This window comes from Bradyrhizobium barranii subsp. barranii (genome assembly GCF_017565645.3).
Taxonomy (GTDB): Bacteria; Pseudomonadota; Alphaproteobacteria; order Rhizobiales; family Xanthobacteraceae; genus Bradyrhizobium; species Bradyrhizobium barranii.
Genome location: NZ_CP086136.1, coordinates 2,478,343 through 2,501,048, shown reverse-complemented (window position 1 = coordinate 2,501,048; position 22,706 = coordinate 2,478,343). Strand labels below are relative to the sequence as shown.

16 protein-coding genes and 4 pseudogenes are annotated in these 22,706 nt (G+C 60.9%); 9 read left to right on the top strand and 11 right to left on the bottom strand.

The genetic code is table 11. The annotated features are described in order from the left end of the window. The first annotated feature begins 49 nt into the window (after positions 1-49). On the top strand, positions 50-448 hold the full coding sequence (locus tag J4G43_RS12150) for a transposase (protein ID WP_026192391.1): 399 nt from the start codon (positions 50-52) through the stop codon (positions 446-448). Continuing rightward, positions 445-753 (top strand): IS66 family insertion sequence element accessory protein TnpB, encoded by a 309-nt coding sequence (gene tnpB, locus J4G43_RS12145; protein WP_060907863.1) that lies wholly within the window; start codon positions 445-447, stop codon positions 751-753. The genes J4G43_RS12150 and tnpB overlap by 4 nt, the downstream gene beginning before the upstream one ends. Here the strand turns inward: tnpB and J4G43_RS12140 are convergent. Together J4G43_RS12140 and J4G43_RS12135 are read right to left on the bottom strand one after the other, a co-directional pair. After that, on the bottom strand, positions 741-2,138 hold the full coding sequence (locus J4G43_RS12140) for a recombinase zinc beta ribbon domain-containing protein (RefSeq protein ID WP_225004815.1): 1,398 nt from the start codon (positions 2,136-2,138) through the stop codon (positions 741-743). The two genes, tnpB and J4G43_RS12140, sit on opposite strands and share 13 nt — an antisense overlap. Then, positions 2,093-2,830 carry a recombinase family protein gene (locus J4G43_RS12135; RefSeq protein ID WP_225004813.1) on the bottom strand — a complete coding sequence of 246 codons (738 nt, stop codon included), beginning with the start codon at positions 2,828-2,830 and terminating at the stop codon, positions 2,093-2,095. The genes J4G43_RS12140 and J4G43_RS12135 overlap by 46 nt, the downstream gene beginning before the upstream one ends. A gap of 588 nt (positions 2,831-3,418) precedes the next feature. On the opposite strand from J4G43_RS12135, the gene tnpC (J4G43_RS12130) reads away from it, so the two are divergent. Further along, positions 3,419-4,963: an IS66 family transposase gene (gene tnpC / locus J4G43_RS12130; protein ID WP_224517700.1), complete on the top strand. Its 1,545-nt coding sequence runs from the start codon at positions 3,419-3,421 to the stop codon at positions 4,961-4,963. Between the two features lie 365 nt (positions 4,964-5,328). Here the strand turns inward: tnpC (J4G43_RS12130) and J4G43_RS12125 are convergent. Then, positions 5,329-5,589: pseudogene (locus tag J4G43_RS12125) on the bottom strand (transposase); the annotation flags it as partial. Between the two features lie 265 nt (positions 5,590-5,854). Between J4G43_RS12125 and J4G43_RS12120 the strand changes: the two are divergent. Continuing rightward, positions 5,855-6,984, top strand: a protein-coding gene (locus J4G43_RS12120; RefSeq protein WP_129557670.1) for an IS3-like element ISRj2 family transposase whose coding sequence is annotated in 2 segments (ribosomal slippage) — positions 5,855-6,107 and positions 6,107-6,984 — 1,131 coding nt in all. Because the reading frame shifts where the segments join, the coding sequence is not laid out codon by codon here. 1,071 nt (positions 6,985-8,055) lie between these two features. Here the strand turns inward: J4G43_RS12120 and J4G43_RS12115 are convergent. After that, positions 8,056-8,523 (bottom strand): hypothetical protein, encoded by a 468-nt coding sequence (locus J4G43_RS12115; RefSeq protein WP_208084937.1) that lies wholly within the window; start codon positions 8,521-8,523, stop codon positions 8,056-8,058. Between the two features lie 817 nt (positions 8,524-9,340). On the opposite strand from J4G43_RS12115, the gene J4G43_RS12110 reads away from it, so the two are divergent. From J4G43_RS12110 to J4G43_RS12095, 4 genes and pseudogenes are all read left to right on the top strand, one after another. Further along, positions 9,341-9,655, top strand: a complete 315-nt coding sequence (locus J4G43_RS12110) for a co-chaperone GroES (protein WP_208084936.1) — start codon at positions 9,341-9,343, stop codon at positions 9,653-9,655. Positions 9,656-9,726: 71 nt separating this feature from the next. Next, positions 9,727-11,369 (top strand): annotated as a pseudogene (groL, locus tag J4G43_RS12105) (chaperonin GroEL). Between the two features lie 324 nt (positions 11,370-11,693). After that, positions 11,694-13,364: an aspartate:alanine exchanger family transporter gene (locus J4G43_RS12100; RefSeq protein ID WP_208084935.1), complete on the top strand. Its 1,671-nt coding sequence runs from the start codon at positions 11,694-11,696 to the stop codon at positions 13,362-13,364. Between the two features lie 120 nt (positions 13,365-13,484). Further along, positions 13,485-13,816: pseudogene (locus J4G43_RS12095) on the top strand (helix-turn-helix domain-containing protein); the annotation flags it as partial. Here J4G43_RS12095 and J4G43_RS12090 read toward each other — a convergent pair. From J4G43_RS12090 to J4G43_RS12065, 6 genes and pseudogenes are all read right to left on the bottom strand, one after another. Continuing rightward, the gene (locus J4G43_RS12090) at positions 13,794-14,252 is read right to left on the bottom strand and encodes a potassium channel family protein (protein WP_208084934.1); all 459 of its coding nucleotides are present in this window, start codon (positions 14,250-14,252) and stop codon (positions 13,794-13,796) included. The pseudogene J4G43_RS12095 and the gene J4G43_RS12090 overlap by 23 nt on opposite strands. 83 nt (positions 14,253-14,335) lie before the next feature. Continuing rightward, positions 14,336-15,400: an IS630-like element ISRj1 family transposase gene (locus J4G43_RS12085; protein ID WP_026192128.1), complete on the bottom strand. Its 1,065-nt coding sequence runs from the start codon at positions 15,398-15,400 to the stop codon at positions 14,336-14,338. 19 nt (positions 15,401-15,419) lie between these two features. Further along, complete coding sequence (locus tag J4G43_RS12080) at positions 15,420-15,743, bottom strand: phasin (RefSeq protein ID WP_225004811.1); 324 nt, start codon at positions 15,741-15,743, stop codon at positions 15,420-15,422. 24 nt (positions 15,744-15,767) lie between these two features. Continuing rightward, a complete protein-coding gene (locus J4G43_RS12075; RefSeq protein ID WP_208084933.1) occupies positions 15,768-16,874 on the bottom strand; it encodes an AI-2E family transporter in 1,107 nt (368 codons plus the stop codon). A gap of 86 nt (positions 16,875-16,960) precedes the next feature. After that, positions 16,961-17,794: pseudogene (locus J4G43_RS12070) on the bottom strand (HD domain-containing protein). 219 nt (positions 17,795-18,013) lie between these two features. After that, positions 18,014-18,289 carry a hypothetical protein gene (locus tag J4G43_RS12065; protein ID WP_208084932.1) on the bottom strand — a complete coding sequence of 92 codons (276 nt, stop codon included), beginning with the start codon at positions 18,287-18,289 and terminating at the stop codon, positions 18,014-18,016. A gap of 419 nt (positions 18,290-18,708) precedes the next feature. Here J4G43_RS12065 and J4G43_RS12060 point away from each other — a divergent pair, with 419 nt between their 5' ends. Further along, the gene (locus J4G43_RS12060) at positions 18,709-19,176 is read left to right on the top strand and encodes a hypothetical protein (RefSeq protein WP_208084931.1); all 468 of its coding nucleotides are present in this window, start codon (positions 18,709-18,711) and stop codon (positions 19,174-19,176) included. A 1,826-nt stretch (positions 19,177-21,002) separates the two neighbouring features. Here J4G43_RS12060 and tnpC (J4G43_RS12050) read toward each other — a convergent pair. Further along, positions 21,003-22,547 carry an IS66 family transposase gene (gene tnpC, locus J4G43_RS12050; RefSeq protein ID WP_225005682.1) on the bottom strand — a complete coding sequence of 515 codons (1,545 nt, stop codon included), beginning with the start codon at positions 22,545-22,547 and terminating at the stop codon, positions 21,003-21,005. Between the last annotated feature and the right edge of the window lie 159 nt (positions 22,548-22,706).

Below are 22,706 nucleotides of genomic sequence, written 5' to 3'. Positions count from 1 at the left end.
CGCTCTGCGATCCTTGGCTTGTCAGAGAGCCGAGAGGAGACTGAAGGCGATGGAACAATCGGGGGAGGAAGCCGAAGCTGATGGCTTTGTGGGGAAGCTTACGCGCCGGACGCGTTCTGGAGGCCGGTTATGGTCTGCGGAGATCAAGGGGCGCGCTGTTTTCGAGAGCATGAAGCCCGACGCCCGGGTATGTGATGTCGCACGGCGTTATGGTGTGAAGGCCCAGCAGTTGACGACGTGGCGCAGATTGGCGCGTGCTGGCCGGCTCGCATTGGTCACGGACGACGCGGCGGATTTCGTGTCGATCGAGCTGAGCGATCCAGTGGCGTCAGGCAAGAGCGAGGGGCCCGTCGAGATTACGATTGGCAAGGTTTCGGTCCGCCTGGATGCGGACGTGTCGGCGGTGCGGATCGCGGAGATCGTGACTGCGATCGAGCGCGGCGCATGATCATTCCGGCGCAGGGACTGCGGATTGTGCTTGCTGTGCGTCCTGTTGACTTCCGGTGCGGGCACGACGCGCTGGCCGGTCTTGTGCAAAACACGCTTGGGCTCGATCCGCATTCGGGCCTGATCGTGGTTTTTCGTTCGAAGCGCGCCGACCGGCTGAAGATTTTGCTATGGGACGGCACGGGCCTCGTTTTGGTCTACAAGCGCCTTGGCCGCGATGGTCGTTTCGAGTGGCCGCAGATCAGCGACGGCGTCATGCATCTGACGCGCGTGCAGTTCGAAGCGCTGTTCGATCACCCATGTTGATGCCCCTCCTTGTTAGGCTGACAGATTCTTAGATCAAGTTGCGCGATGACGTGGTTTCGAAGGTCTCCGATGGCGTGAAGAACGGATGGTGTATTCGGGAAGAGATAGGCGCCGCTGGGCTGGCGATCAATTAGCAAACGCTTGGTTCGGATCTGAACATAGAGCCAGTTTACTGGAATCTCGAGCCTTCGGGCCAGTTCGGGCGGGCTGAGGTATGAGTCGTCATGCTCCCATCGGCTGCGCTGGGCAGTTACCTTGATGGCGGCGGCACGACGGAGCCGCCCAACGGTGATAGGCAGCACCTTATCGGCGCAACGGGGAGAGCGGTGACCTTCCCGAGTAAGGATTGTGGCGATCTTGTCGTCTGGGACGCCGTCGCGAGCGAGCGTCAGAAGGCGTTCCCGCATCTCTGTGCCTCGCGTCAATCTGGTGACGGAGTTGACGCTCATCTTCACTTCGAGCTCCGTCACGGCGCCTCCCCGCCAGACGATCCTAGCCAGGGCCAAGTCGCGCTCACCGCGGTCGAGAACGACCTTTTCGATGAGACATCGCAACAACGCCTTGCGATGCGCATCCGAGATAGTCTCGTCACCCCATATCTGCGGGAGGCGGCCGGTGAGGCTGATGACCTTGTCGTTGAGCTCCTTGCTTATGGCCACTTGTGTGATGGCTTTGGGCGGCGTCTGTCGGGCAAGCGCCTCTTCGGCGGCGCGCACGTCGTTTAGCGCCGCTTCCCATCGACGCTCGAGTTCCGAGGCGACCAACCGATTATCTGGATCAGCTCGGTTGAACTGCCGTTCGGCGAGCGCCGCCGTGTATCGCTTGCGCTCGAGCTCTCGTTCTGCACTGGAGCGTAGCGCATTGTTCGTCTGCTGCTGCACCCGGCGGGAGCGCGACAAGGCATCGAGTTCGGCCGGCGCTAGTGCGGTTAGGAATGCGTCGCCAACGGCTGCATCGATATGGGCGGCGCGGATGTGTTGGCAGGTTGGCTGACCTTCCTGGGTACGCAGGTGATTGCATACATATTCGCCGCCGCCCTTGTAGCGGACGTACATCTTATGGCTACATCGTGCGCACCAGGCAATGCCGTGGAGCAGGAGCTCGCCATTGCGAGGCGCGCCGCGGGTTTTGATGCGCATGTATTCGGCTCGGTTATCTCTGATGACGGATCGGATTTTTTCATAAATTGGCCAGTCGATATAGGCTGGATATCGATCTTTAACGACGATCCGCCACTCCTCCATCGGCCGCGGAGCCTTTTGTGGCAGGGCCCCCTCCCGCTTCGGCGGCCGGAAGCGGGTTCGTCCATAGACAAAGGCGCCCGCGTATGCGGGGTTCTTCAAGATCGCCGCGACGGCAGCCAGCGTCGCGCGCGTGTCCAGCACAAATCGCCATATCGATCACGACGCGGCAGTTCCAGGTCACGCTCGTTCAACGCTCGCATGACCTTGGCAACGCTGCGCAGCTGCAGGAATAACTGGAAGACGAGACCGAGCCGCCCTTGCACGGCCATGTCGGGATCCTTAACGACCACACCGCTCGGGTCCCGCATCAGCCCGATTGGCAGCATAACCGCAAGTTCGCCGCGTTCGGCTTTGGCCAGCAGGCCGGCGGTCAGCCGGCTGCGGATCGTATGTAGCTCAAGCTCGGAGATCGAACCCTTCAGCCCGAGAAGCAACCGTCCGTTGGGAGTGCCCGGATCATAGACACCATCGCGGTCGGCGATCAGGCAGCCACGTAGACCACAGATATCCAGGAGCGGATACCAGTCGGTACAATTACGCGCCAAGCGGGTCACGTCGATCGACAGGATGAGTCCCACTTCACTCAGGCCAACACGGCCAACGAGTTCCTTGAAGCCGTTACGCTGTGCTATAGACGCGCCGCTCAACCCGAGATCGGCATCAATCACGTCGATGGCCGCCTCACGCCATCCGAGTTCGCGGGCGCGCTGGCGAAGCGCGTATTGAAGGCGCAGGCTCTCCTGATTGCTTACGACCTGATGGGGCGTCGACTGCCGGATGTAGACTACGGCTTTGCGCGCCAAGTGGCTTGGTGTGACCAGCTCGGACTTCATGAGGGATCTCCGCCAAAATTGCGGCGACGTCTTCGACGATCTGGCGTCGGAGCGCGGGCGTCAGCGTCGACCAAAGATCGGCTGGATCCATGCTCATGTGCGTCGGGACAATCCGCTGTCGATAAAAGCTCGAGTAGAGCCTCCATACTCAGCTTAATCTGATTTGCCTCTTGCTCATAATATTCGATTGCGGTTGCTTGAATCAGAAGACTGCTTCCTGCGCGATACTCAACTTCATACGAAGCGGGAATGCCTCGGCCTCGCTGACCGATCTTCCTAATCACTCGATATGAGCGCCCCCACAAAGGATGGTGGGGGTCCCCAACCTCGACCACCTCCGGAAATGATTCGTCAGACTCACTATCAGGGACATTCCTCAATCCCCTCGTTTGAAGGGCTGAACTGGAAGCGAGTGGGCGAACGGATTGTCGCGACGCCAGCTGCGGCGAACTGACTCAGACCCGACAACCTGTTTCGCGCGGGGCTTTGGGATGATAGCTTGCGGATGTGCCGCCGTCCCCCATTGATCCCGCCCGTCTTGCAGCGCTGCCCGCCGATTTGCGCGCGCTCTTCCGCGCGCAGGAAGCGATGATTGAAGCCGAGCGTCGTCGCGCAGACGATGAATGCTCGGCGCGCCTTCATGTCGAGAGTGAACTGGCTGCGTCCAAAGAGAGCGTCGAACGCCTCGAACTGCTCGTGAAGGAGTACGAGCGCGCACGTTTCGGTAAACGCTCGGAGAAGTTCAATCCCGATCAGATGCAACTGGTTCTCGAGGACATCGAGATTGCCATCGCCGAAGTCCAGGAACGCCAGGACGATCGTGCGCGCCGCGCCGGCACGGCGCCGTCCAGCCGCCGGACCAGGCGCGCTGCCCGTGCCTTTCCCGCGCACCTGCCGCGCATCGAGCAGGTGATCGAACCCGAGAACCTCGAGTGTCCCTGCGGCTGCGGCCGGATGGTCCAGATCGGCGAGGATCGCTCCCGCCGTCTCGATGTCATGGCCGCCCAGTATCGTGTGATCGAGACGGTGCGACCGCGCTACGCCTGCGCAAAGGGCTGCACCGGTGTTGCTCAGGCGCCGGCGCCCGCCCATCTCGTGGAGGGTGGCATCCCCACCGAGGCGCTGCTGGCGCAGGTGGCGGTCGCCAAGTTCAGCGAGCACATGCCACTCTATCGTCAGTCGCAGGTTCTGGCTCGGCATGGCATCTTCATCGATCGCGCCGTTCTGGCAGACTGGATGGGAACGGTCGCCTTCCACCTCGCGCCGCTGGTCGAGCGCATGAGCGTCGTGATGAAGCAATCGGGCCGCTTGTTCATAGACGAGACCAGGGCGCCTGTGCTCGATCCGGGCCGGGGCCGAACGAAGACCGGCTATCTGTGGGCTGTCCTGCGCGACGATCGCGGCCACGGCGGCGCTGATCCACCAATCGTGGTCTACCACTACGCGCCAGGACGCGGTGGTGACCATGCTGAGCGCATCCTCGAGGGCTTCGACGGCATCCTTCAGGTCGACGGATACCAGGGCTATCATCGGCTCGCACGGCCCAAGCGCAAAGGCGGCGTGCCGCTGCGGCTGGCCGCATGTTGGTCCCACTCAAGGCGCAAGATCATCGCAGCGACTCCGAAAGCCGGCTCACCCATCGCCGAAGCCGTTCTCGCGCGCATCGCCGCACTCTATGCGATCGAGAAGGAGATCCGTGGCGCCGACGCCCCGGCTCGGCAAACGACCCGTAACGAGCGATCACGGCCGCTCGTCGCTGAACTCGAGAGGTTTCTGCGCGAGCAAGCCGCTCGCCTGTCGCCGGGCAGCGAGATGGGCAAGGCGATCGCCTATCTCCTGAACCATTGGGATGGCCTCACCTTGTTTCTCGACGATGGTTGCGTTGAGATGGACACCAATCCCGTCGAAAATCAAATCAGGCCGCTGACTCTGACGCGTAAAAATAGTTTATTTGCTGGTCACGACGAAGGTGGTCGTTCATGGGCGCGCATAGCTTCGCTCATCGCCACCTGCAAAATCAACAGCGTGGAGCCCTACGTCTGGATGAAAGCGACGCTCAAAGCGATCGCAACCGGTCACCCGCAGTCCCGGATCGACGAGCTCCTGCCCTGGTCGTTCGGCCGCACCTCGTAATTCTCCGTCGTTGCCGCCTCCATACCCCCCGTCAACGATTTGCAAACACGTTGATCAACAGACTGCAATCCCCACGCCAAACCTTTGCGAATGGGACGCGAACGTCGCTTACGTTCGACGAGAGACAACGGACCTTGAGCGGGCAGGTCTTGCAGATCGCTCCGCGCGCCGCGTAGCGGATCTCGATGCGGCCACTGGTGTTTTTCTGCCTGCTCTTCATCGGATGTAGCAGTTGGCCGGCGGGACAACGGTAGGTGTCGGATGCGCCATCATAGTTGAAGTCCTTGAGGGTAAAGCGGCCCTGCTTCTCGAGCCGGGCGTTGCCCTCCGGCACCGGCACATAGGCCGTGATGCCATCGTCCTCACAACCGACGCGACGACCTGATTTGGTTGATGTAGCCGTAAAGGTAGAGCTTCAGCAGATCGGCCGGATCGTACGGTGGCTGGCCGACCCCTTCAGCCTTGCGATCCGCATGGCGAAAGCCGAGTTTGGCAAGGTCGAGAACACCAACGAAGCTCTCGATTGCCCGGACCGGGTTGTCCGGCCTGACATAATCCTCAATCCGAGCAGGAAGCAGACTGGCCTGGTCGCGGCTCTCGCCGGTCTTGAATGTGCGATTCGTCATGAACAGAAGCGTACACCGACCTACGAAAATGCCGCGTTCTTGCTCAGTCTCGGGGGGCAAGTGGCTGAGCCGATGAACTTGGCGGCAATGCCCTCAAACTGCATGAGCCCCATCTGAAAACTGAAGAAACAGATCGAGCTTTTCCAGATCATGAATACTGGCGACGTGATCGAGGAGAGAGCTGGCCCCGCAAATTCGGACAGTAGCTTGAGTGGATTTTCTGCCTGACAGCGGCGAGGATTCTTGCTGCGAATCAGGAGCGAAGATGACGAAGAAGAGCCGCCGGACGCATTCTCCGGCATTCAAGGCGAAGGTTGCTTTGGCTGCGGTCAAAGGCGACAAGACACTGGCGGAGCTGGCGCAACTGTTTGATGTTCATCCGAACCAGATCACGATCTGGAAAAACCAGCTCCTGGAAGGCGCCGCCGGCGTGTTTGGGCATGACAAGACATCGGCCGAGACGCCGGTCGATTTGAAGGCGTTACATGCCAAGATCGGCGAGCTGGCGTTGGAAAACGATTTTTTGTCCGGCGCGCTCACCAAGGCGGGCCTGCTGAGCGCAAAGCGATGATCGACCGCGATCATGATCTTTCTATCGTGCGCCAGGCGAAGGTCCTGAAGCTGGCTCGCAGCACGGTCTACTATGAACCTCGGCCAGTTTCGGCCGAGGACCTTGCCTTGATGCGTCGGCTCGATGAGCTGCATCTCGATTATCCCTTCGCGGGAGCGCGTATGCTGCGATCGTTGCTGCGGCGGGAGGGCGTATACGCCGGTCGCCGCCACATCGCGACGCTGATGAAGCGCATGGGGATCGAGGCGGTCTATCGTCGCCCGAACACGAGCAAGCCGGCTCCGGGTCACAAGATCTACCCGTACCTGTTGCGCGGATTGAAGATCGAGCGGCCCGACCATGCGTGGGCAATGGACATCACCTACATTCCGATGCGGCGTGGCTTCGTCTATCTCGCGGCGGTCGTCGATGTGTTCAGCCGACGGGTCCTGGCCCATCGCGTCTCGATCACAATGGAGGCGGCCTTCTGCGTCGAAGCGGTCCAGGAGGCGTTGGCGAAGCACGGCAGGCCCGAGATTTTCAACACGGATCAGGGCAGCCAGTTCACCAGCCTCGAGTTCACCGATGTGCTGCTGGACGCGAAGATCGCCATCAGCATGGACGGCAAGGGCGCCTGGCGCGACAACGTGTTTGTCGAGCGGCTCTGGCGCACGGTCAAATACGAAGAAGTTTATCTCCGCGCCTACGACAGCGTGTCCGAGGCGCGAGCGTCAATTGCCAAGTATCTGGCCTTCTACAATCAGGGACGCCCTCACTCGAGCCTTGACGGGCGCACGCCCGACGAGGCTTACTTCGGCACGCAAGCTATGGTGATGGCCGCATGACCGTCGCCGACGGTTTTGTCGTCGCTCTGGTCGGGCTACGCCCTCCCGACGCAACGACAAAACCGTAAAGCCCCGCGTTCAGCATAACCCGGCAGGAATCCACTTAAATCCAGCGGGGCGCTGTCCAAACAACCGGGGCCAGCTCTGAGCGCAATGTTGACGCTATGCGAAGCGGAAATCAGATCACGAAGGAGGTTCACGTTTTCCAAGCTCGGCCCAGCCAGAGCCGTCCGATCTACCGTGACCTCATCTCGCTCTGTATCGGTGAAGTAGGTGTGCATCTTACCGAGCACGCCAACAATCACGTCAGACAGTTGAATGCCGGGCTCAGCTTTGGAGTCCGCAAATCGAAAGTGTGTATTCCAGCATTCCGCAACTCGTCTATGTCCATCTACAGCGAGCCTACCCTGCTTGAGCCGCCTCGGCGACCTTTTTGGCCGGTGTCTTGATGCTCTTGCCGCCAAATGCGAAGGGTAACTGGCGGCGTTGCTGAGGCTGGCAAGGGCGATTCCTGACTTGAGAGAATCCCCCTCAAAGCAGGTGACGGTAAAAAACGAAGCAGGCACATACACAAAGCAGGAAGCCCGCAAACGTTGTGAGGACTCTAGGTAGGACGCAGCACGCCTTGGTCGGAGCAGATCACCAAGCGTCGTGAACCTCTGGTCATCACTACATAAAGGTTGCGGCGACTAAGATCATCAGCGTGCAAAATTACGGAAACGTCGGCTTCTAGCCCTTTCAGCAACAGGGTGCTTCCAACCGACCCGCGTGAAAGGGGACGGCCGAGCGCACGAGATTGCTCTCTAACGCTCACGGCAGCCGCGTGAAAAGTTGTTCCATCCTGGCCCTCTGCCATTTGCAACGCCCGAATACAGCCTCGGAGTATCCCCGGCCGATGGCTGCGGACGCCTGCCTGTTCACCAAGGGCGCCGAGCACTGAGCGGACTCCCGAATAAGTTGGGTTGTCCGCGAAGCGCATCACAAGGCTCTCCAGGTCCGAGGCGGGCTTATGATTCCTGTTAGCCCGGAGTGTCTCCACCCGCTTGAGCAGACCTGAGCCACCAACATTTGTCATAAGTTCTTCGGCAAACTCGACCACCTGAGCAATGCTTTCTTCGATTTCAGATCGAGTGAGCGCGCAAAACTCACCAGATCTCGAAGATCAACGCTCTCCACAGCTGTTGCACCGGGCGTTTGACTGGCAAACTGTCGTTGCCCTTGTGGATTCTTGCTGTCGCCAATTATCAGAATAGTGCCATTCGGATTTGGGGCTCGTGTTGAACAAGCCTCAAGCCGGCATTTATGCTCGTCTTTTCCGCCAGTCTGAATCCAGGAGGCGTTGGCGTGAGCCGACGCGAGATCGATGGATTCGACCGCCAATAGCTTCTTTCTTACCTCCAAAAGCCAGCGACCACACTCCTCCTCTTCAAAATTTTTCCAACGCCACGGAGTGGACAGTTCTCCTACTAATGGGAAATGCTTGCAAACGTGCTCATCCCAATCAGCGAGCTTTTCCTGGAAGTCAAAGATCGCCTGCATAGGATCGCCAAGAACGCACGTCGGGAATGCCGAACATACGCGGCAGAGTACAAAGCCCTCGGGAAAGACCCGAGTATTTCGGCCCGCAAGTCCTCCGTGCTTATGAACATTGCACATAGTTGGACAGCCTTAGCGCACCAACTAGAGAGCCTTGCGGACGTGACGAAAGAAAGAGAGTAAGGCCGCCTCTGGTGCCTAGCTTCGTGACGGGAATGCGCCCAGCTGACCTGCTGCGCCTCTCCGCCGATTATTTACTTGTGACCCAAATGAGACATCCGACCATAGGCGCGAAAAACCGAGATCGTCGACTTAGGAACGAGTCCAAGCCTCTCCTGTTGGTGCAGATCACCGACAGTTGCACCGTGCGCCGCTGGCAGAGAGACGAGTGTGTGCTCCCGCCTTTCAAGGAATGGGAGCGTTTCATGTGCGAAAAATGCGTTCAGCCGAATGAGAAGATAGTGCGCACTGCAAAGCACTCTCGCAGCATATCACCGACCAACTCACCCTGGACGGAATTGCCATCTTGACTGGGCAGTACGAGGCCCTGAAGCGCGAGCTGCATCCCAACCATGAGTAAGGCCGCCACGGACCCGCCGCTTTTTCGGGGAAGGCAGCATCATTGTGCTTGAATACACAGACGAGGTTGCCGCTATGAAGGTAGCCCGAAAGATCGCCTTGGAAACCGGGCGCTCCGTTACGATCCGGACCGAGGATATGCGCGTGATCGGCATGATACCGGCAATCACAACCCTTTGAGTAGGCGAGTAGCCCTCGCTAGCTTCGACTGCTATCTACGACGAGAAGATAGGAGGAGTGCATGAAATTCCGTCCGCTTCACGACCGCGTCGTGGTCAAGCGCATCGACGCAGAAGAGAAGAGCGCCGGTGGCATCATCATTCCCGACGCGGCCAAGGAAAAACCCTCCCAGGGTGAAGTCATCGCCGTTGGCCCCGGCGGCTGTGACGAAAACGGCAAACTGATCCCGATCGACGTCCAGGTCGGTGACCGCGTATTGTTCGGCAAGTGGTCGGGCACCGAGGTCAAGATCGACACCCAGGAGCTGTTGATCATGAAGGAGAGTGACATCATGGGCGTTCTCACCGACGTGTCTTCCAAGAAGAAGGCCGCCTAATCCATCGCTCAAGCGCCTGTCGAGCGCCTGATTAAGGGTGAGACTAAATCAAAAACGCAGGGAGACCCACTATGTCAGCCAAAGAAGTCAAATTCGGAGTCGAGGCCCGCGACCGCATGCTGCGCGGTGTCGACATCCTCCACAATGCGGTAAAAGTGACGCTCGGTCCGAAGGGCCGCAACGTCGTTCTCGACAAGTCGTTCGGCGCTCCCCGTATTACCAAGGACGGCGTCACCGTCGCCAAGGAGATTGAGCTCGAGGACAAGTTCGAGAACATGGGTGCCCAGATGGTGCGCGAAGTCGCCTCCAAGTCCGCAGACGCGGCTGGCGACGGCACCACCACCGCGACCGTGCTCGCCGCTGCGATCGTCCGTGAAGGCGCCAAGTCGGTTGCCGCTGGCATGAACCCGATGGATCTGAAGCGCGGTATCGACATGGCCGTGGAAGCCGTGGTCGCCGACCTTGTCAAAAACTCCAAGAAGGTCACCTCGAACGAGGAAATCGCCCAGGTCGGCACCATCTCGGCCAATGGCGATGCGGAGATCGGCAAGTTCATCGCCGACGCCATGAAGAGGGTCGGCAACGAGGGTGTCATCACCGTTGAGAAGCCAAGTCGCTCGAGACCGAGCTCGACGTCGTCGAGGGCATGCAGTTCGACCGCGGCTACATCTCGCCCGACTTCGTCACCAACGCTGACACGATGCGCGTTGAAATGGATGATGCCTACGTCCTGATTAATGAGAAAAAGCTATCTGAGTTGAATGAACTCCTTCCCTTGTTGGAAGCCGTGGTGCAGAGCGGCAAGCCGCTTGTGATTATCGCCGAAGACGTCGAGGGCGAAGCGCTCGCCACCCTCGTCGTCAACCGTCTGCGCGGCGGCCTGAAGGTCGCGGCCGTCAAGGCTCCGGGCTTCGGCGATCGGCGCAAGGCCATGCTGCAGGACATCGCGATTCTGACGGGTGGCCAGGCGATCTCGGAAGATCTCGGCATCAAGCTCGAGAACGTCACGCTCAACATGCTCGGTCGCGCCAAGAAGGTGATGATCGACAAGGAGAACACCACGATCGTCAGCGGCGCCAGCAAGAACGCCGACATCGATGCGTGGGTGTCCCAGATCAAGGCGCAGATTGAGGAAACCACCTCGGACTACGATCGTGAGAAGCTCCAGGAGCGTCTCGCCAGGCTCGCGGGCGGCGTCGCGGTGATCCGCGTCGGCGGCGCGACTGAGGTCGAGGTGAAGGAGCGCAAGGATCGCGTGGACGATGCGATGCATGCGACCCGCGCCGCGGTTGAAGAAGGCATCCTGCCAGGCGGCGGCGTCGCCCTGCTGCGTGCCTCCGAGCACCTTAAGGGCATTCGCACCAAGAATGACGACCAGAAGACCGGGGTCGAGATCGTGCGCAAGGCGTTGTCCTACCCGGCCCGCCAGATCGCAATCAACGCGGGCGAGGACGGCTCGGTCATCGTCGGCAAGATCTTCGAAAAGGATCAGTAATCGTACGGCTTCGACTCGCAGACCGGCAAATACGGCAACCTGGTCTCCAAGGGTATCATCGATCCGACCAAGGTGGTTCGAGTGGCGATCCAGAACGCGGCGTCCGTCGCAGCGCTCCTGATCACCACCGAAGCTATGGTGGCGGAAGTGCCGAAGAAGAACACCGGTGCGGGCGGCATGCCTCCGGGCGGCGGCGGCATGGGGGGTATGGACTTTTAAGTGCGACCTTCAGAATTCAACAACAAGAAGCTCGGTAGTGATGCCGAGCCTTTGCTGATTTCCTGGCCAACCGGCGTCCAACACTGGCGCACCCTATTGCGCGATCGCGTCGAAGCGCGCCACCGACAAGTGTCAAGCGGCCGAGTTCGAGGAGACACCGCCCGGAATCATCCTGAGGAAACTCCATTCCCGAACATAGCGACCGACCGCCAATCCTGCACGGCTTTATGGGCGGCGCGTTGCCATTGGCGAGGATTGATCTGGATCAAGCGTCGCCGGGTTTCACGAACCAGATTTACGCAAAATTGCTGGAGGGCACGCATCATGGGCACCGTCAGGTGGATCATCTCTACCGCTCCGGAAATCTTCCTGCTGCTCGCCATTGCCATCGGTACGGTACTCGGCCGCGTCAAGATTCGCGGCTTCTCGATCGGAACGACGGCCTGCATCCTGGTCGTCGCCGTGCTCATCGGCCAGCTCGGGACCTTTACCTTCCCCTCGCTGCTGCGCGTGCTCCTGTTCAGTCTCTTTGTGTTCACGATCGGCTACCGGTCAGGCCCCGAATTCTTCGCGTCCCTCAGCATCCGAACCCTGGCGCAGGTCGTGATGGCGCTCGTGCTCGGCGGCACGGGGCTGATCCTCGTTCTGATATTCGCCTTCACGTTCAAGCTCGATCCGGGCACGGCCTCGGGACTTGCCGCCGGCGGGTTGACGCAATCTTCTGGCGCGCTGGCGCAACTCGGCCTGTCCAGCGACGTCTTGAAGCAGCAGGAAGCGAACATCGCCGCCGGCTACGCCGTCACTTACGTTCTCGGCTATATCCTCACACTTCTGTTCGTGCCGTTTGTCGCACCGAAGCTGATGGGGGTCGATCTGAAGGCGGAAGCGGCGAAGCTGGAGGCCGAACTTTCCGGTGGCAATCCGCCACAGAACGAGAATCTCCACTATCGCAAATTCCAGGCCCGCGCCTACCGCGTCTCCGCCGCCGCGGGCCGCACCGTCAAGGACGTCGAAGCGGAAATCGGTAGCCGCACCGTCGTCGAGCGAATCGTGCGGGATGGGGTCGACGTCGAGCCGCGTCTCGACACCATTCTCGAGCCAGGCGACGACATCGTCATCGCTGGGCGAACCGCTGCCCTCGTCGCTGCAAAGCCGGTCATCGGTAACGAAATCGATGCCGACGAAATCCTCAAGGCGATTCCTGGCAACGTGATCAACGTCCTCGTCGACAGCCGCCATCTCCATGGCCGGTCGATCATGGAGATCGCTGAACGCGTCGGCAACGACGCACGCGGCGTCTATCTCCGCACGCTGACCCGGATGAGCCGCGAGGTGCCCCTCGGACCGGATACCCGCGTCTATGTGGGCGACGTCATGACCCTCGTCGGAAGCACCCGCAACATCGAGCGCGCCGCGGCGACGGTCGGGCAGATCCTGCGCTCCGGCGATCGCGCAGACATTGCTTTTCTCGCAATCGGCATCGCCGCGGGCCTGCTCGCTGGCCTCGTCAGCTTCAGGGTCGGCGGCATCCCGCTGACCCTCGGCGGCGGCGGCGGCGCGCTGATCGCGGGCCTCGTCTGCGGCTGGCTGCGGTCGCGCCGGCCGACCATAGGCGCGTTGCCGCCCGCCGCGCAGCAGACGCTGAGCGATCTCGGGCTCGGCGGCTTCATCGCGGCGATCGGTCTCGGCAACGGAGCCGCCGCCTGGACTGCGATCCAGGCACACGGGGTCCTGCTGGTCGGCATGGGCCTAGTCGTCACGCTGGTGCCGTTGATCGTCGCGACGCTGTTTGCGCGCTACGTGCTGCACATGAATCCGGTCATCACTTGTGGCGCGCTGGCCGGCGCCATGACCGTCGATGCTGCGGTGACCGGAGCCTGCGACGTCGCCGAGAGCCAGACGCCGGTGCTCGGCGTCGCCGTGCCCTACGCTATTGGCAACGTCGTCCTGACCGTGCTCGGCCCGATCATCGTGGCCCTCACTTACCCCGGCTGACGGAGGCGACGATGCGCGGGCAATTGGCCGCAATCATCCGACCGCTCGTCGTCTCGCTGGCGCGCGCGAGGACAATGTCCGCATCCAGGAGGAGGTCTGTGCGCTGCCGCTCCCGTTCGCGATGCCATGGTGGCCCGAAACCTGCTCATCATGACCTCCAGCAACCTTCAGCACATGGAGAACACATGCTGTTGCTCGGGCGCAAGACATCGGTTGAGCGGGGCGCGGCCTTCCTGATCGAGATGGACCAGCGGCTGACGGCCGCAGGCATCATGGCATTGCCGAGGTCGCGGCGCGATATCGCGAACTATCTTAGACTGACGTTGGAGACGGTGTCCCGCGCACTGTCGCGGCTGCATGAGCTCGGCATTCTCGGCTTCATCGGCAACAATAAACGCCAAATCATACTGCTGGACCGGCAGCAGCTCGCTAGCCTCGATCTCCAGAATTGAACCCGGGCGCTGCGATGGCGGCGAGATGTTCGATTGTCTTGCGCAGCACCTCGAACAGGACGGCGGTCGACCAGCCGAACAGCAGGATGCCGTTCATCGCGGTCATCGGCCCCGTCAGCCGCCACCCCTCGACGGGCGTGACGTCGCCATAGCCGAGCGTGGTGTAGTTCACGAAGGTGAAATACAACAATTCGCTTCCCTCAGGTGCCACGCCGACTATGGCGTAGGCCAACGCCCAGACCAGGACCTCGACTGTGTGTGCGACCATTAAAATGACAGCCGTTACGACCATCACGGCCATCAGGTGCCATCGAGGCCGCGACGTATGCCGCAAACCCGCGGTGCGGGCAATGTCGATCGCCGCAACGGTCACCAGCGCGTGAATCATGATGTTGATCACGCTGATGAAGGTGGCAAGAAGAAATTGAACCGCCATCTCCCACTCGATGCAGCCGCACAGCTCAAGTCTTTGGCCTAATGGCCCCCGTCGCCGCCTTCATCGCGGACTAGTACCCGGAATCAGAGCTGAGTGATACGGCGGCCTTTGAAACGGCGTTGACGGACCTTTTTCTTGGTCCAGACGAAGGGCTCGGCTCTGTCGTTGTATGCGTTGACGTAGGCATCGATGTGTTCCTGAAGCTGCTTGAGGCTCGTGAAGGAGGTGCCGCTGAGCGACTGCCCCTGCAAGATGGAAAACCATACTTCGACCTGATTGAGCCATGACGCACTTGTCGGCGTGAAATGAAATTGCACGTTGGGGTGGGCCTTGAGCCAGTCCTCGTTCTTTTTATGGGTGTTGAGGTTGTCGAGGATGACGTGAAGCTTGCGGTTCGGAAAAGCCGCGGTGACGCTGTTCATGAAATCGAGAAACTCGACGCGGCGCCGGCGTTTTGAATGGGTCGCGATGATCTTTCCGGTGGCGACTTCGAGCGCCGCAAACAATGTTGTGGTGCCATGCCGCTTGTAATCGTGGCTTTGGCCGGTCAAGGCGCGGCCATTGGGCAACTTCAGATAACCCTGCGCTCGCTCCAAAGCCTGGATCGAGGGCTTCTCGTCCACGCACAGCACAATGGCCTTCGCCGGCGGCGCGACATAGAGGCCGACAACATCGGCGGCTTTGGCCGTAAAGTTCGGGTCGTTGCTCTCGCACCAGGACTTGCGAGCCACCAGGTCAATCTTGTGGCTGCGCAGGAACCGCCAGACATATTGGACATCGACATCGCCCAGCGCCTCGGCCAGCAGGGGGCCGGTCCAGCGCGCAAACCCTTGCGGTGGCGGCTTATCCAGCAGCTTCAGAATCCGCTTGTCGGTCGTCTTCGTATAGATCGGCTGCTTGCCAGGCCGCGGCTTGTCTTGCAGCCCTTCAAGGCCATGGTCGGCATAGCGATGCCGCCAAAGGCTGACAATCCGCGGCTGGACCCCAACTTCCTTGGCGATCGACCGGGTGCTGCGCCCATCCGCCGCCAACAGAACTATCCGCGCCCGCTTCAAATCGCGCTGCAACGTCACCGGTGAGCGACAGCACGCCTCAAGCACCTTGCGATCTTTCCTCGAAAGGTGGACTTCTCTTGCTTCGGGTATCATCCCGACCTTGAATCACGACTCACGTTCCAAGAAAAGTGGGTACTAGCCTATGCTCCTGGTCGGATCGGCGAGCAACCACATCTAGTAAGAAATCGGACTGGATCACGAGGGCATCCTGCATGTCCCTGGCCTGAACCAGCTTTTCGCCGAGGTCGAACGTCGCGGTGGCGTTGCGCTGCATGTAGCCGCAGAACTCCTTGGCCTGGTTGGCAATCGGCACCGGCGAGGCGCTCAGGCCCTTCTCCAACTGATCAAAATATTCCGCATTGGCTTTGCGCAGCCGGCCGAGCGTCCCGGCTAGTATCGTACGAATGCCCTCGGTGGATGAATTTATGTCGGCCATGGCGTCATTCTTCCTGGTTATAGGTCAACGCTCGACCGCCAGCTGCGCCGGCGGAGCACGTTCAGTGCGGATCCAGGCGACCGTCAGCTCCCAGGCTACCGACAGAATGATCGGTCCGATGAACAGGCCGATGATGCCGTGGACGAGGGTTCCCCCGATCACCCCGATCAGGATGACGAGTGCGGGCGTGGTCAGGCCACGTCCCATGATGAGCGGTTTCAGGATGTTGTCGAGCACCGACACGACCACGAGAAATACCGTCAGCAGAAGAGCGATCGGAAATTCCTTGTCGGTCCAGATCCAGATAATGACCGGCAGAATGACGATCGCTCCGCCGATCTGCACGATCGACAGCAACAGCACCACGAACGCCAGCAATCCCGCGCTAGGGATGCCGGCCAGCTTGAACCCAAGACCGGCCAGCAACGATTGGACGATCGCGACGCCGATCACCCCCTGGGCCACCGCACGGATGGTGGTACCGGCGAGGTCGAGAAAGTGCTCGCTCTGTTCAGGGACGATCCGTGACAGAAAGTCGCGGCTCGCGGCGACGAGCTGCGGGCCGTACGGAAACAGGACACCGGCCACGACAACGGACAGCAGGAACTTGACCGTCCCCACACCGGCATTGCCCGCAAATCCAAGCAACGTCGTCGCGAAGGGCTTGAGATACGGCACCACTTCGCGCAGCAGCGAACGAAGATTGGTCGAGGCCTGATCCCAGAGATCGAAGAGCTGAGGCCCAACGAGGGGCCATTGCTTGAGCGACTGAGGTGGCGAAGGAACCAGCACTTCACCCGCTGTAATTTGCCCGGCAAGATCCCTGATCCCATCGACTGCGCCCATGCCGAGCCAGGTCGCGGGTCCGATCACGATGGCGAGACTGATAAGGGTCAGGATCCCCGCCGCAAGCTTTGGCCGGCCACCGAGGAGCTTGGCGAGGCGCTGAAACACCGGATTGAGCGCGACGGCGAGCACGACACTCCAGGCCAAGATCGGCACGAATGGACGGACCAGGAGCAGGGTCCAGACGATCAGGACCGCGAGCAACCCCAGCCGGATCACAAGCTGGATGATCTCGTCTCCGGAGATGATCTGGCGAAGTGTTCTCACGGACGCGCCTTCAGCCATGGCCACGCATGTTGCAGGCAAGCCTAGTTCCCGCTCTCGCGCGGCGATCTTGATCCAGATCAAGTGGGTGGCGGGATTGGCAGCTGTTATGGCTGCGGTCCCGACAGGTTCATCTCACGCTCGGCCCGGAATACGTTGCCATAGAGACTTGCGATCCACTGGCGGCCACGCGACGTCACGTTGAGATAGCGTATCGCCGCCTGAATCTGGGGAGCAACATTGCTCCAATAGAACTGCGGATACTTGTAGACGATGTCCGCCGGCGTCGCATAGCCCAGCGTCTTGTTGAGCCCGATCTCCTCGAATTCGTAGAACAGCGCATTCGACTTTCTCAGATAGTTGGGATCGCCGAGCTGGCCGATCAGATCGGCGGCCCGCAGCAACAAGCCCTCCTCTTCGATCAGGCTATCATTGGAAGACATCGTATAGGGGAACCGGGTTTATTCGATCGCCCGTGCAACCCGGTCCGCATCCACCTGCTCGACAGAATCGAGCCGCTCCAGCACGAACAGTTTGGACCGATCGACATGGTATGGCGCGAGGGCCGCATCGGACGATCCTCGCGGTAGACGAACGGTACCGCCGTTCACGTCCGCAATGAACTGCTCGTCCTCATCGCCTTGAACGACCCCGCGAACATATCCGATGTCATGAGCAAGGCATGCCAGAATGAAGTTCGCATAGTCGTTTGCCGTGGTGGGCCGCAGCAGCGCGCGTCCGGTCAGGATATCGTGCCCGACTAGGGTCACGAGCAACGTATGCTCGATATTGTGATATAGGGCATCGCTATTGCCGATGCACTTGGCTGCGAACGGAAGCAGTTCGGTCAGACCGGCATGCGAGGCGCCGAACCGGTCCTTGGTTTCTGTAGTCAGAAACGCGCCCAGTCCTTGCGACACCAGTTCGGGAACTGTGATCATCAGGTTGCTCCGCTCCGGAAGTGTGGACAATATACAGACCAAGGCCATGACTCTCCGCGATCGCGTCTGCATGAGTCAATGTGCGCTGGCCGAACAATACGCATAGATGACACAGATCAGGCGACCGCAGCCAGCCAGGCACCCCATGAGCCAGATACGGGCAATTGCCCGCTGGGGTTTGGTCCTCGTCATCGGGAGGGACTGGATGGGGTGCGTCGGCTATTCTTCCAGATCGCGCTTGGCCTCCTGACTGACAACCTCCTCGCCTTGGCCTTGCTCGATCCAGGAGGGGATCTCGCTCGAGGGAATCAACCGTCGCGGCAAAAAGGGATTGAGCGTCCCTGCGAAGACGATCAATCCCTCATTGAACTTCTCTCGCGCGAAATTCCTCGCGTCGGCTTCGCTCTCGAACGTGCGTGTCTCCCGGGGATTTCGCCGCTTCGGTAAGGTCCCGCGCTTGTGTACCTCAAACGTAACGTACCAGGTCTGCGACATCCGCCCAACTTCCGAATTGCGATCAAGCGGATATCTGTCGACCAACCGCTGAGATCATGTTGGCGTCCTAGTTGCGCCGCTCTTCGCGTCGCTCGGTGCGTCCTTCACGCCTTTCCTCGCGCCGCTCGGTACGTCCCACACGCCGCTCATAGCGCCGCTCGTGGCGTGCTCCCCGCCTCTCCTGGCGTCGTTCCATGCCGACGGTCTGCGCCGGGGACTCCGTTCCAAACAGGAATGTGCCGGATGTCGCTATTCCAAGAGCCGCGGCCCATCCCAGCAACGAAAGAGCCTCGCGGCGATCGAGACGTTCGGAATTCGATCTTTCACTCATGTCAGCAACTCCCGAACTTGAGAACCTTTCAGTAGGCAATGCCTCCACTTGCATTCGTTGATCGGCGTCAACGGTCAACGTTGTTGCCATGATCGCGCAGACGAGCACGATTGGAGATTTGGCATGGTCACCACACCTGGTAGGCGAACCAGCCATATTGCGGCGGCCGAGCGACGAGCCGGATGCGCCTTTCGATGTGCCTTCTTGCAATCTTGCTTTGCCGCTGTGGCTTCGCTTCAGGCCTTGTCGACTGACGCGATTGCTGTCGTTCGGCACCAGGCAGATGAAGCTGAGCGAATGCCTCGGGCGCTCGCGTTTTCGGGGACTCGGTGCCCGGCGGGGCACCAAACTCGGCCATGGCGCTCTCCGTCGGGACGATCGTGGGCTGACTGGTGTCAAGAACGACCCGCTCCGGCAATTTCCGATCGGATTGGATGCGGATGGCGGTCGAGGGACCGGGTCCGCCGTGTCCAGCGGGCCGATCCGGAAGACAGGCATCCGCAACGAAGAGCAGCGCGAGCAACGCACCGCCGACATAAAACAGATATCGCGATAGCGGCATTGTCGGCGCCATCGCCGCCGCAGAGTTTCGTCCTCTCGCAACCAATGGACGACGGCGGCAAAATGGGTGAAGCAATGCAACCTGCATGGGCGTGGTTGCCTTAATCGAACCCGCCGTCGCATTTGCCGCGGCGCGTTCCTTGTGAAGCACTTGCTGAGGCTTGCGAGACGATCCATCTGCCACGCGCACGCATAGTCTAGCAGCCGATCTTCATCGCCTTTCCGCCCGGCTTCGCTTGAGCCAGATCAACGAATCGAACTTTCGCAACATTGCCCGGCGCCGCGGCGCGCAGCCTGGTCAGTCCCGGCGACGTGTCCCTTGGTACAATGACCACGAGGGCAATCGGATGGCTGTGGCGCACGTCGTAGAACTCTCGTCGCATACATGGAGCATCTGGCCGGGAGGCCGATGTGAGTCAGTTCGAGTTGAGTTGGCGCGCAGCACAGGTCTGCCCGGGTACGCCATGCGCGCTCATTACTTCGGAGGGCCGTGGGGCCACGGCTACACCGGCTGGACCGATTACGCAGCCGGCAACGGCACCAGCCGCGTCCGCGGCTCATTGGTGAAAACGGCGACGGCATCTTGTATATATGCCAATGGAGCCCGCGAACGGCGTTGGGCGGCGTTTATTAAGCAGCTCATCGCTCTAAGCTACGCGGCCCTGGCTGTGCGCGGAGAATATCATGTGTTCTAGTCGTCGTCAGTTGGCTCGGCGTTGCCAACGGGGCCGTTATGTCAACGCGGACTTTTCGAGCGCAGAGCGGAAGCAGCCAGGGTGGCACTAATGGAATACGCGAAGGCGCGTAGCACCAACGAGACGCTTCGACCCCTCTGCATGCAGAAGTAAAAGCGCCGAACTGGCTGAGGTGGCCAGGGGAAACGTCCTCTATCCAGATTTGGCTGAATGCCTTCTCGCGTTTCACGCGCGCTTGCACGATTTTCTGCGGTTCCTTGACCTTGATCGATGGTCCGAGCACGAGTCCATGGACGATCCGAATTCACTCTCACAGGACGGAGACCATCACGATGCGCGACATGCTCGGAAAACTACTACTCGCGGTTGCCGTGGTCGCCCTCGGAGTGTCTCGCTTGGCTAGTCAGCTGACGAAGGCCTTTCGCTATCGCTAGTCGGGGCAGAAGCACGGGTTGGACGGCCCCTGACGCACGTGCCTGTAGCCGGCGTCGCACGCCGCACCACCAGGCGCGGTCGCCGGAGGTGCGGCTGTCGGCGAGGCCGGCACCGCATGTGTCCGCGTGCTTACCAACGGAAGCTACGTCTGCCGCTGATGGCTGCCATTGCCCGCTCTGAACACCGCATCCTGCGGGATGCCGCCCAGCAGGATGCGCACTTTAGATTCGGGCGCTATTGGAGCAGAAGATTGATGAGATCGCTGCCCCTGGAGATTTCAGTCGCGGTTTCCGGCCAGCCGATCCTGACGCGAGGCGATCTCACACGCCTTCCGACCTCTCGACCTCTGCAAGGTTCTCAAGCTGGCTCCCAAGCGCTGCCCAACTCCGTGAGATGTTCGTCAGCACGGTCGCTCGACGGGCGGAATTCCTCGGATCAGCGGTACGTAGTTTGTACTCGGCGGCATAAGCGCGGCATTGTTCCGCTGTAGGCACGCTGTCCCCCTTGCGCGCATCAGTGTCCCGGTCGTGACCGATGGCGATGAGACGATCATCACACTTGTTTGGAAGTCGATACAATGTAAGCGACGTTCGCGTCCCACTCGCAAAGGTTTGGCGTGGGGATTGCAGTCTGTTGATCAACGTGTTTGCAAATCGTTGGCGGGGGGTATGGAGGCGGCAACGACGGAGAATTACGAGGTGCGGCCGAACGACCAGGGCAGGAGCTCGTCGATCCGGGACTGCGGGTGACCGGTTGCGATCGCTTTGAGCGTCGCGTTCATCCAGACGTAGGGCTCCACGCTGTTGATTTTGCAGGTGGCGATGAGCGAAGCTATGCGCGCCCATGAACGACCACCTTCGTCGTGACCAGCAAATAAACTATTTTTACGCGTCAGAGTCAGCGGCCTGATTTGATTTTCGACGGGATTGGTGTCCATCTCAACGCAACCATCGTCGAGAAACAAGGTGAGGCCATCCCAATGGTTCAGGAGATAGGCGATCGCCTTGCCCATCTCGCTGCCCGGCGACAGGCGAGCGGCTTGCTCGCGCAGAAACCTCTCGAGTTCAGCGACGAGCGGCCGTGATCGCTCGTTACGGGTCGTTTGCCGAGCCGGGGCGTCGGCGCCACGGATCTCCTTCTCGATCGCATAGAGTGCGGCGATGCGCGCGAGAACGGCTTCGGCGATGGGTGAGCCGGCTTTCGGAGTCGCTGCGATGATCTTGCGCCTTGAGTGGGACCAACATGCGGCCAGCCGCAGCGGCACGCCGCCTTTGCGCTTGGGCCGTGCGAGCCGATGATAGCCCTGGTATCCGTCGACCTGAAGGATGCCGTCGAAGCCCTCGAGGATGCGCTCAGCATGGTCACCACCGCGTCCTGGCGCGTAGTGGTAGACCACGATTGGTGGATCAGCGCCGCCGTGGCCGCGATCGTCGCGCAGGACAGCCCACAGATAGCCGGTCTTCGTTCGGCCCCGGCCCGGATCGAGCACAGGCGCCCTGGTCTCGTCTATGAACAAGCGGCCCGATTGCTTCATCACGACGCTCATGCGCTCGACCAGCGGCGCGAGGTGGAAGGCGACCGTTCCCATCCAGTCTGCCAGAACGGCGCGATCGATGAAGATGCCATGCCGAGCCAGAACCTGCGACTGACGATAGAGTGGCATGTGCTCGCTGAACTTGGCGACCGCCACCTGCGCCAGCAGCGCCTCGGTGGGGATGCCACCCTCCACGAGATGGGCGGGCGCCGGCGCCTGAGCAACACCGGTGCAGCCCTTTGCGCAGGCGTAGCGCGGTCGCACCGTCTCGATCACACGATACTGGGCGGCCATGACATCGAGACGGCGGGAGCGATCCTCGCCGATCTGGACCATCCGGCCGCAGCCGCAGGGACACTCGAGGTTCTCGGGTTCGATCACCTGCTCGATGCGCGGCAGGTGCGCGGGAAAGGCACGGGCAGCGCGCCTGGTCCGGCGGCTGGACGGCGCCGTGCCGGCGCGGCGCGCACGATCGTCCTGGCGTTCCTGGACTTCGGCGATGGCAATCTCGATGTCCTCGAGAACCAGTTGCATCTGATCGGGATTGAACTTCTCCGAGCGTTTACCGAAACGTGCGCGCTCGTACTCCTTCACGAGCAGTTCGAGGCGTTCGACGCTCTCTTTGGACGCAGCCAGTTCACTCTCGACATGAAGGCGCGCCGAGCATTCATCGTCTGCGCGACGACGCTCGGCTTCAATCATCGCTTCCTGCGCGCGGAAGAGCGCGCGCAAATCGGCGGGCAGCGCTGCAAGACGGGCGGGATCAATGGGGGACGGCGGCACATCCGCAAGCTATCATCCCAAAGCCCCGCGCGAAACAGGTTGTCGGGTCTGAGTCAGTTCGCCGCAGCTGGCGTCGCG

Excerpts from the sequence above, each read along its gene's own strand:
- J4G43_RS12065 (WP_208084932.1), bottom strand. The coding sequence starts at position 18,289 with ATGTCGCAGACCTGGTACGTTACGTTTGAGGTACACAAGCGCGGGACC.
- J4G43_RS12060 (WP_208084931.1), top strand. The coding sequence starts at position 18,709 with ATGATCGCGCAGACGAGCACGATTGGAGATTTGGCATGGTCACCACAC.
- tnpB (WP_060907863.1), top strand. The coding sequence starts at position 445 with ATGATCATTCCGGCGCAGGGACTGCGGATTGTGCTTGCTGTGCGTCCT.
- J4G43_RS12135 (WP_225004813.1), bottom strand. The coding sequence starts at position 2,830 with ATGAAGTCCGAGCTGGTCACACCAAGCCACTTGGCGCGCAAAGCCGTA.
- J4G43_RS12100 (WP_208084935.1), top strand. The coding sequence starts at position 11,694 with ATGGGCACCGTCAGGTGGATCATCTCTACCGCTCCGGAAATCTTCCTG.
- J4G43_RS12110 (WP_208084936.1), top strand. The coding sequence starts at position 9,341 with ATGAAATTCCGTCCGCTTCACGACCGCGTCGTGGTCAAGCGCATCGAC.
- J4G43_RS12150 (WP_026192391.1), top strand. The coding sequence starts at position 50 with ATGGAACAATCGGGGGAGGAAGCCGAAGCTGATGGCTTTGTGGGGAAG.
- J4G43_RS12080 (WP_225004811.1), bottom strand. The coding sequence starts at position 15,743 with ATGGCCGACATAAATTCATCCACCGAGGGCATTCGTACGATACTAGCC.
- J4G43_RS12085 (WP_026192128.1), bottom strand. The coding sequence starts at position 15,400 with ATGATACCCGAAGCAAGAGAAGTCCACCTTTCGAGGAAAGATCGCAAG.
- J4G43_RS12090 (WP_208084934.1), bottom strand. The coding sequence starts at position 14,252 with ATGGCGGTTCAATTTCTTCTTGCCACCTTCATCAGCGTGATCAACATC.
- tnpC (WP_224517700.1), top strand. The coding sequence starts at position 3,419 with ATGATTGAAGCCGAGCGTCGTCGCGCAGACGATGAATGCTCGGCGCGC.
- J4G43_RS12115 (WP_208084937.1), bottom strand. The coding sequence starts at position 8,523 with ATGCAGGCGATCTTTGACTTCCAGGAAAAGCTCGCTGATTGGGATGAG.
- J4G43_RS12075 (WP_208084933.1), bottom strand. The coding sequence starts at position 16,874 with ATGGCTGAAGGCGCGTCCGTGAGAACACTTCGCCAGATCATCTCCGGA.
- tnpC (WP_225005682.1), bottom strand. The coding sequence starts at position 22,547 with ATGATTGAAGCCGAGCGTCGTCGCGCAGACGATGAATGCTCGGCGCGC.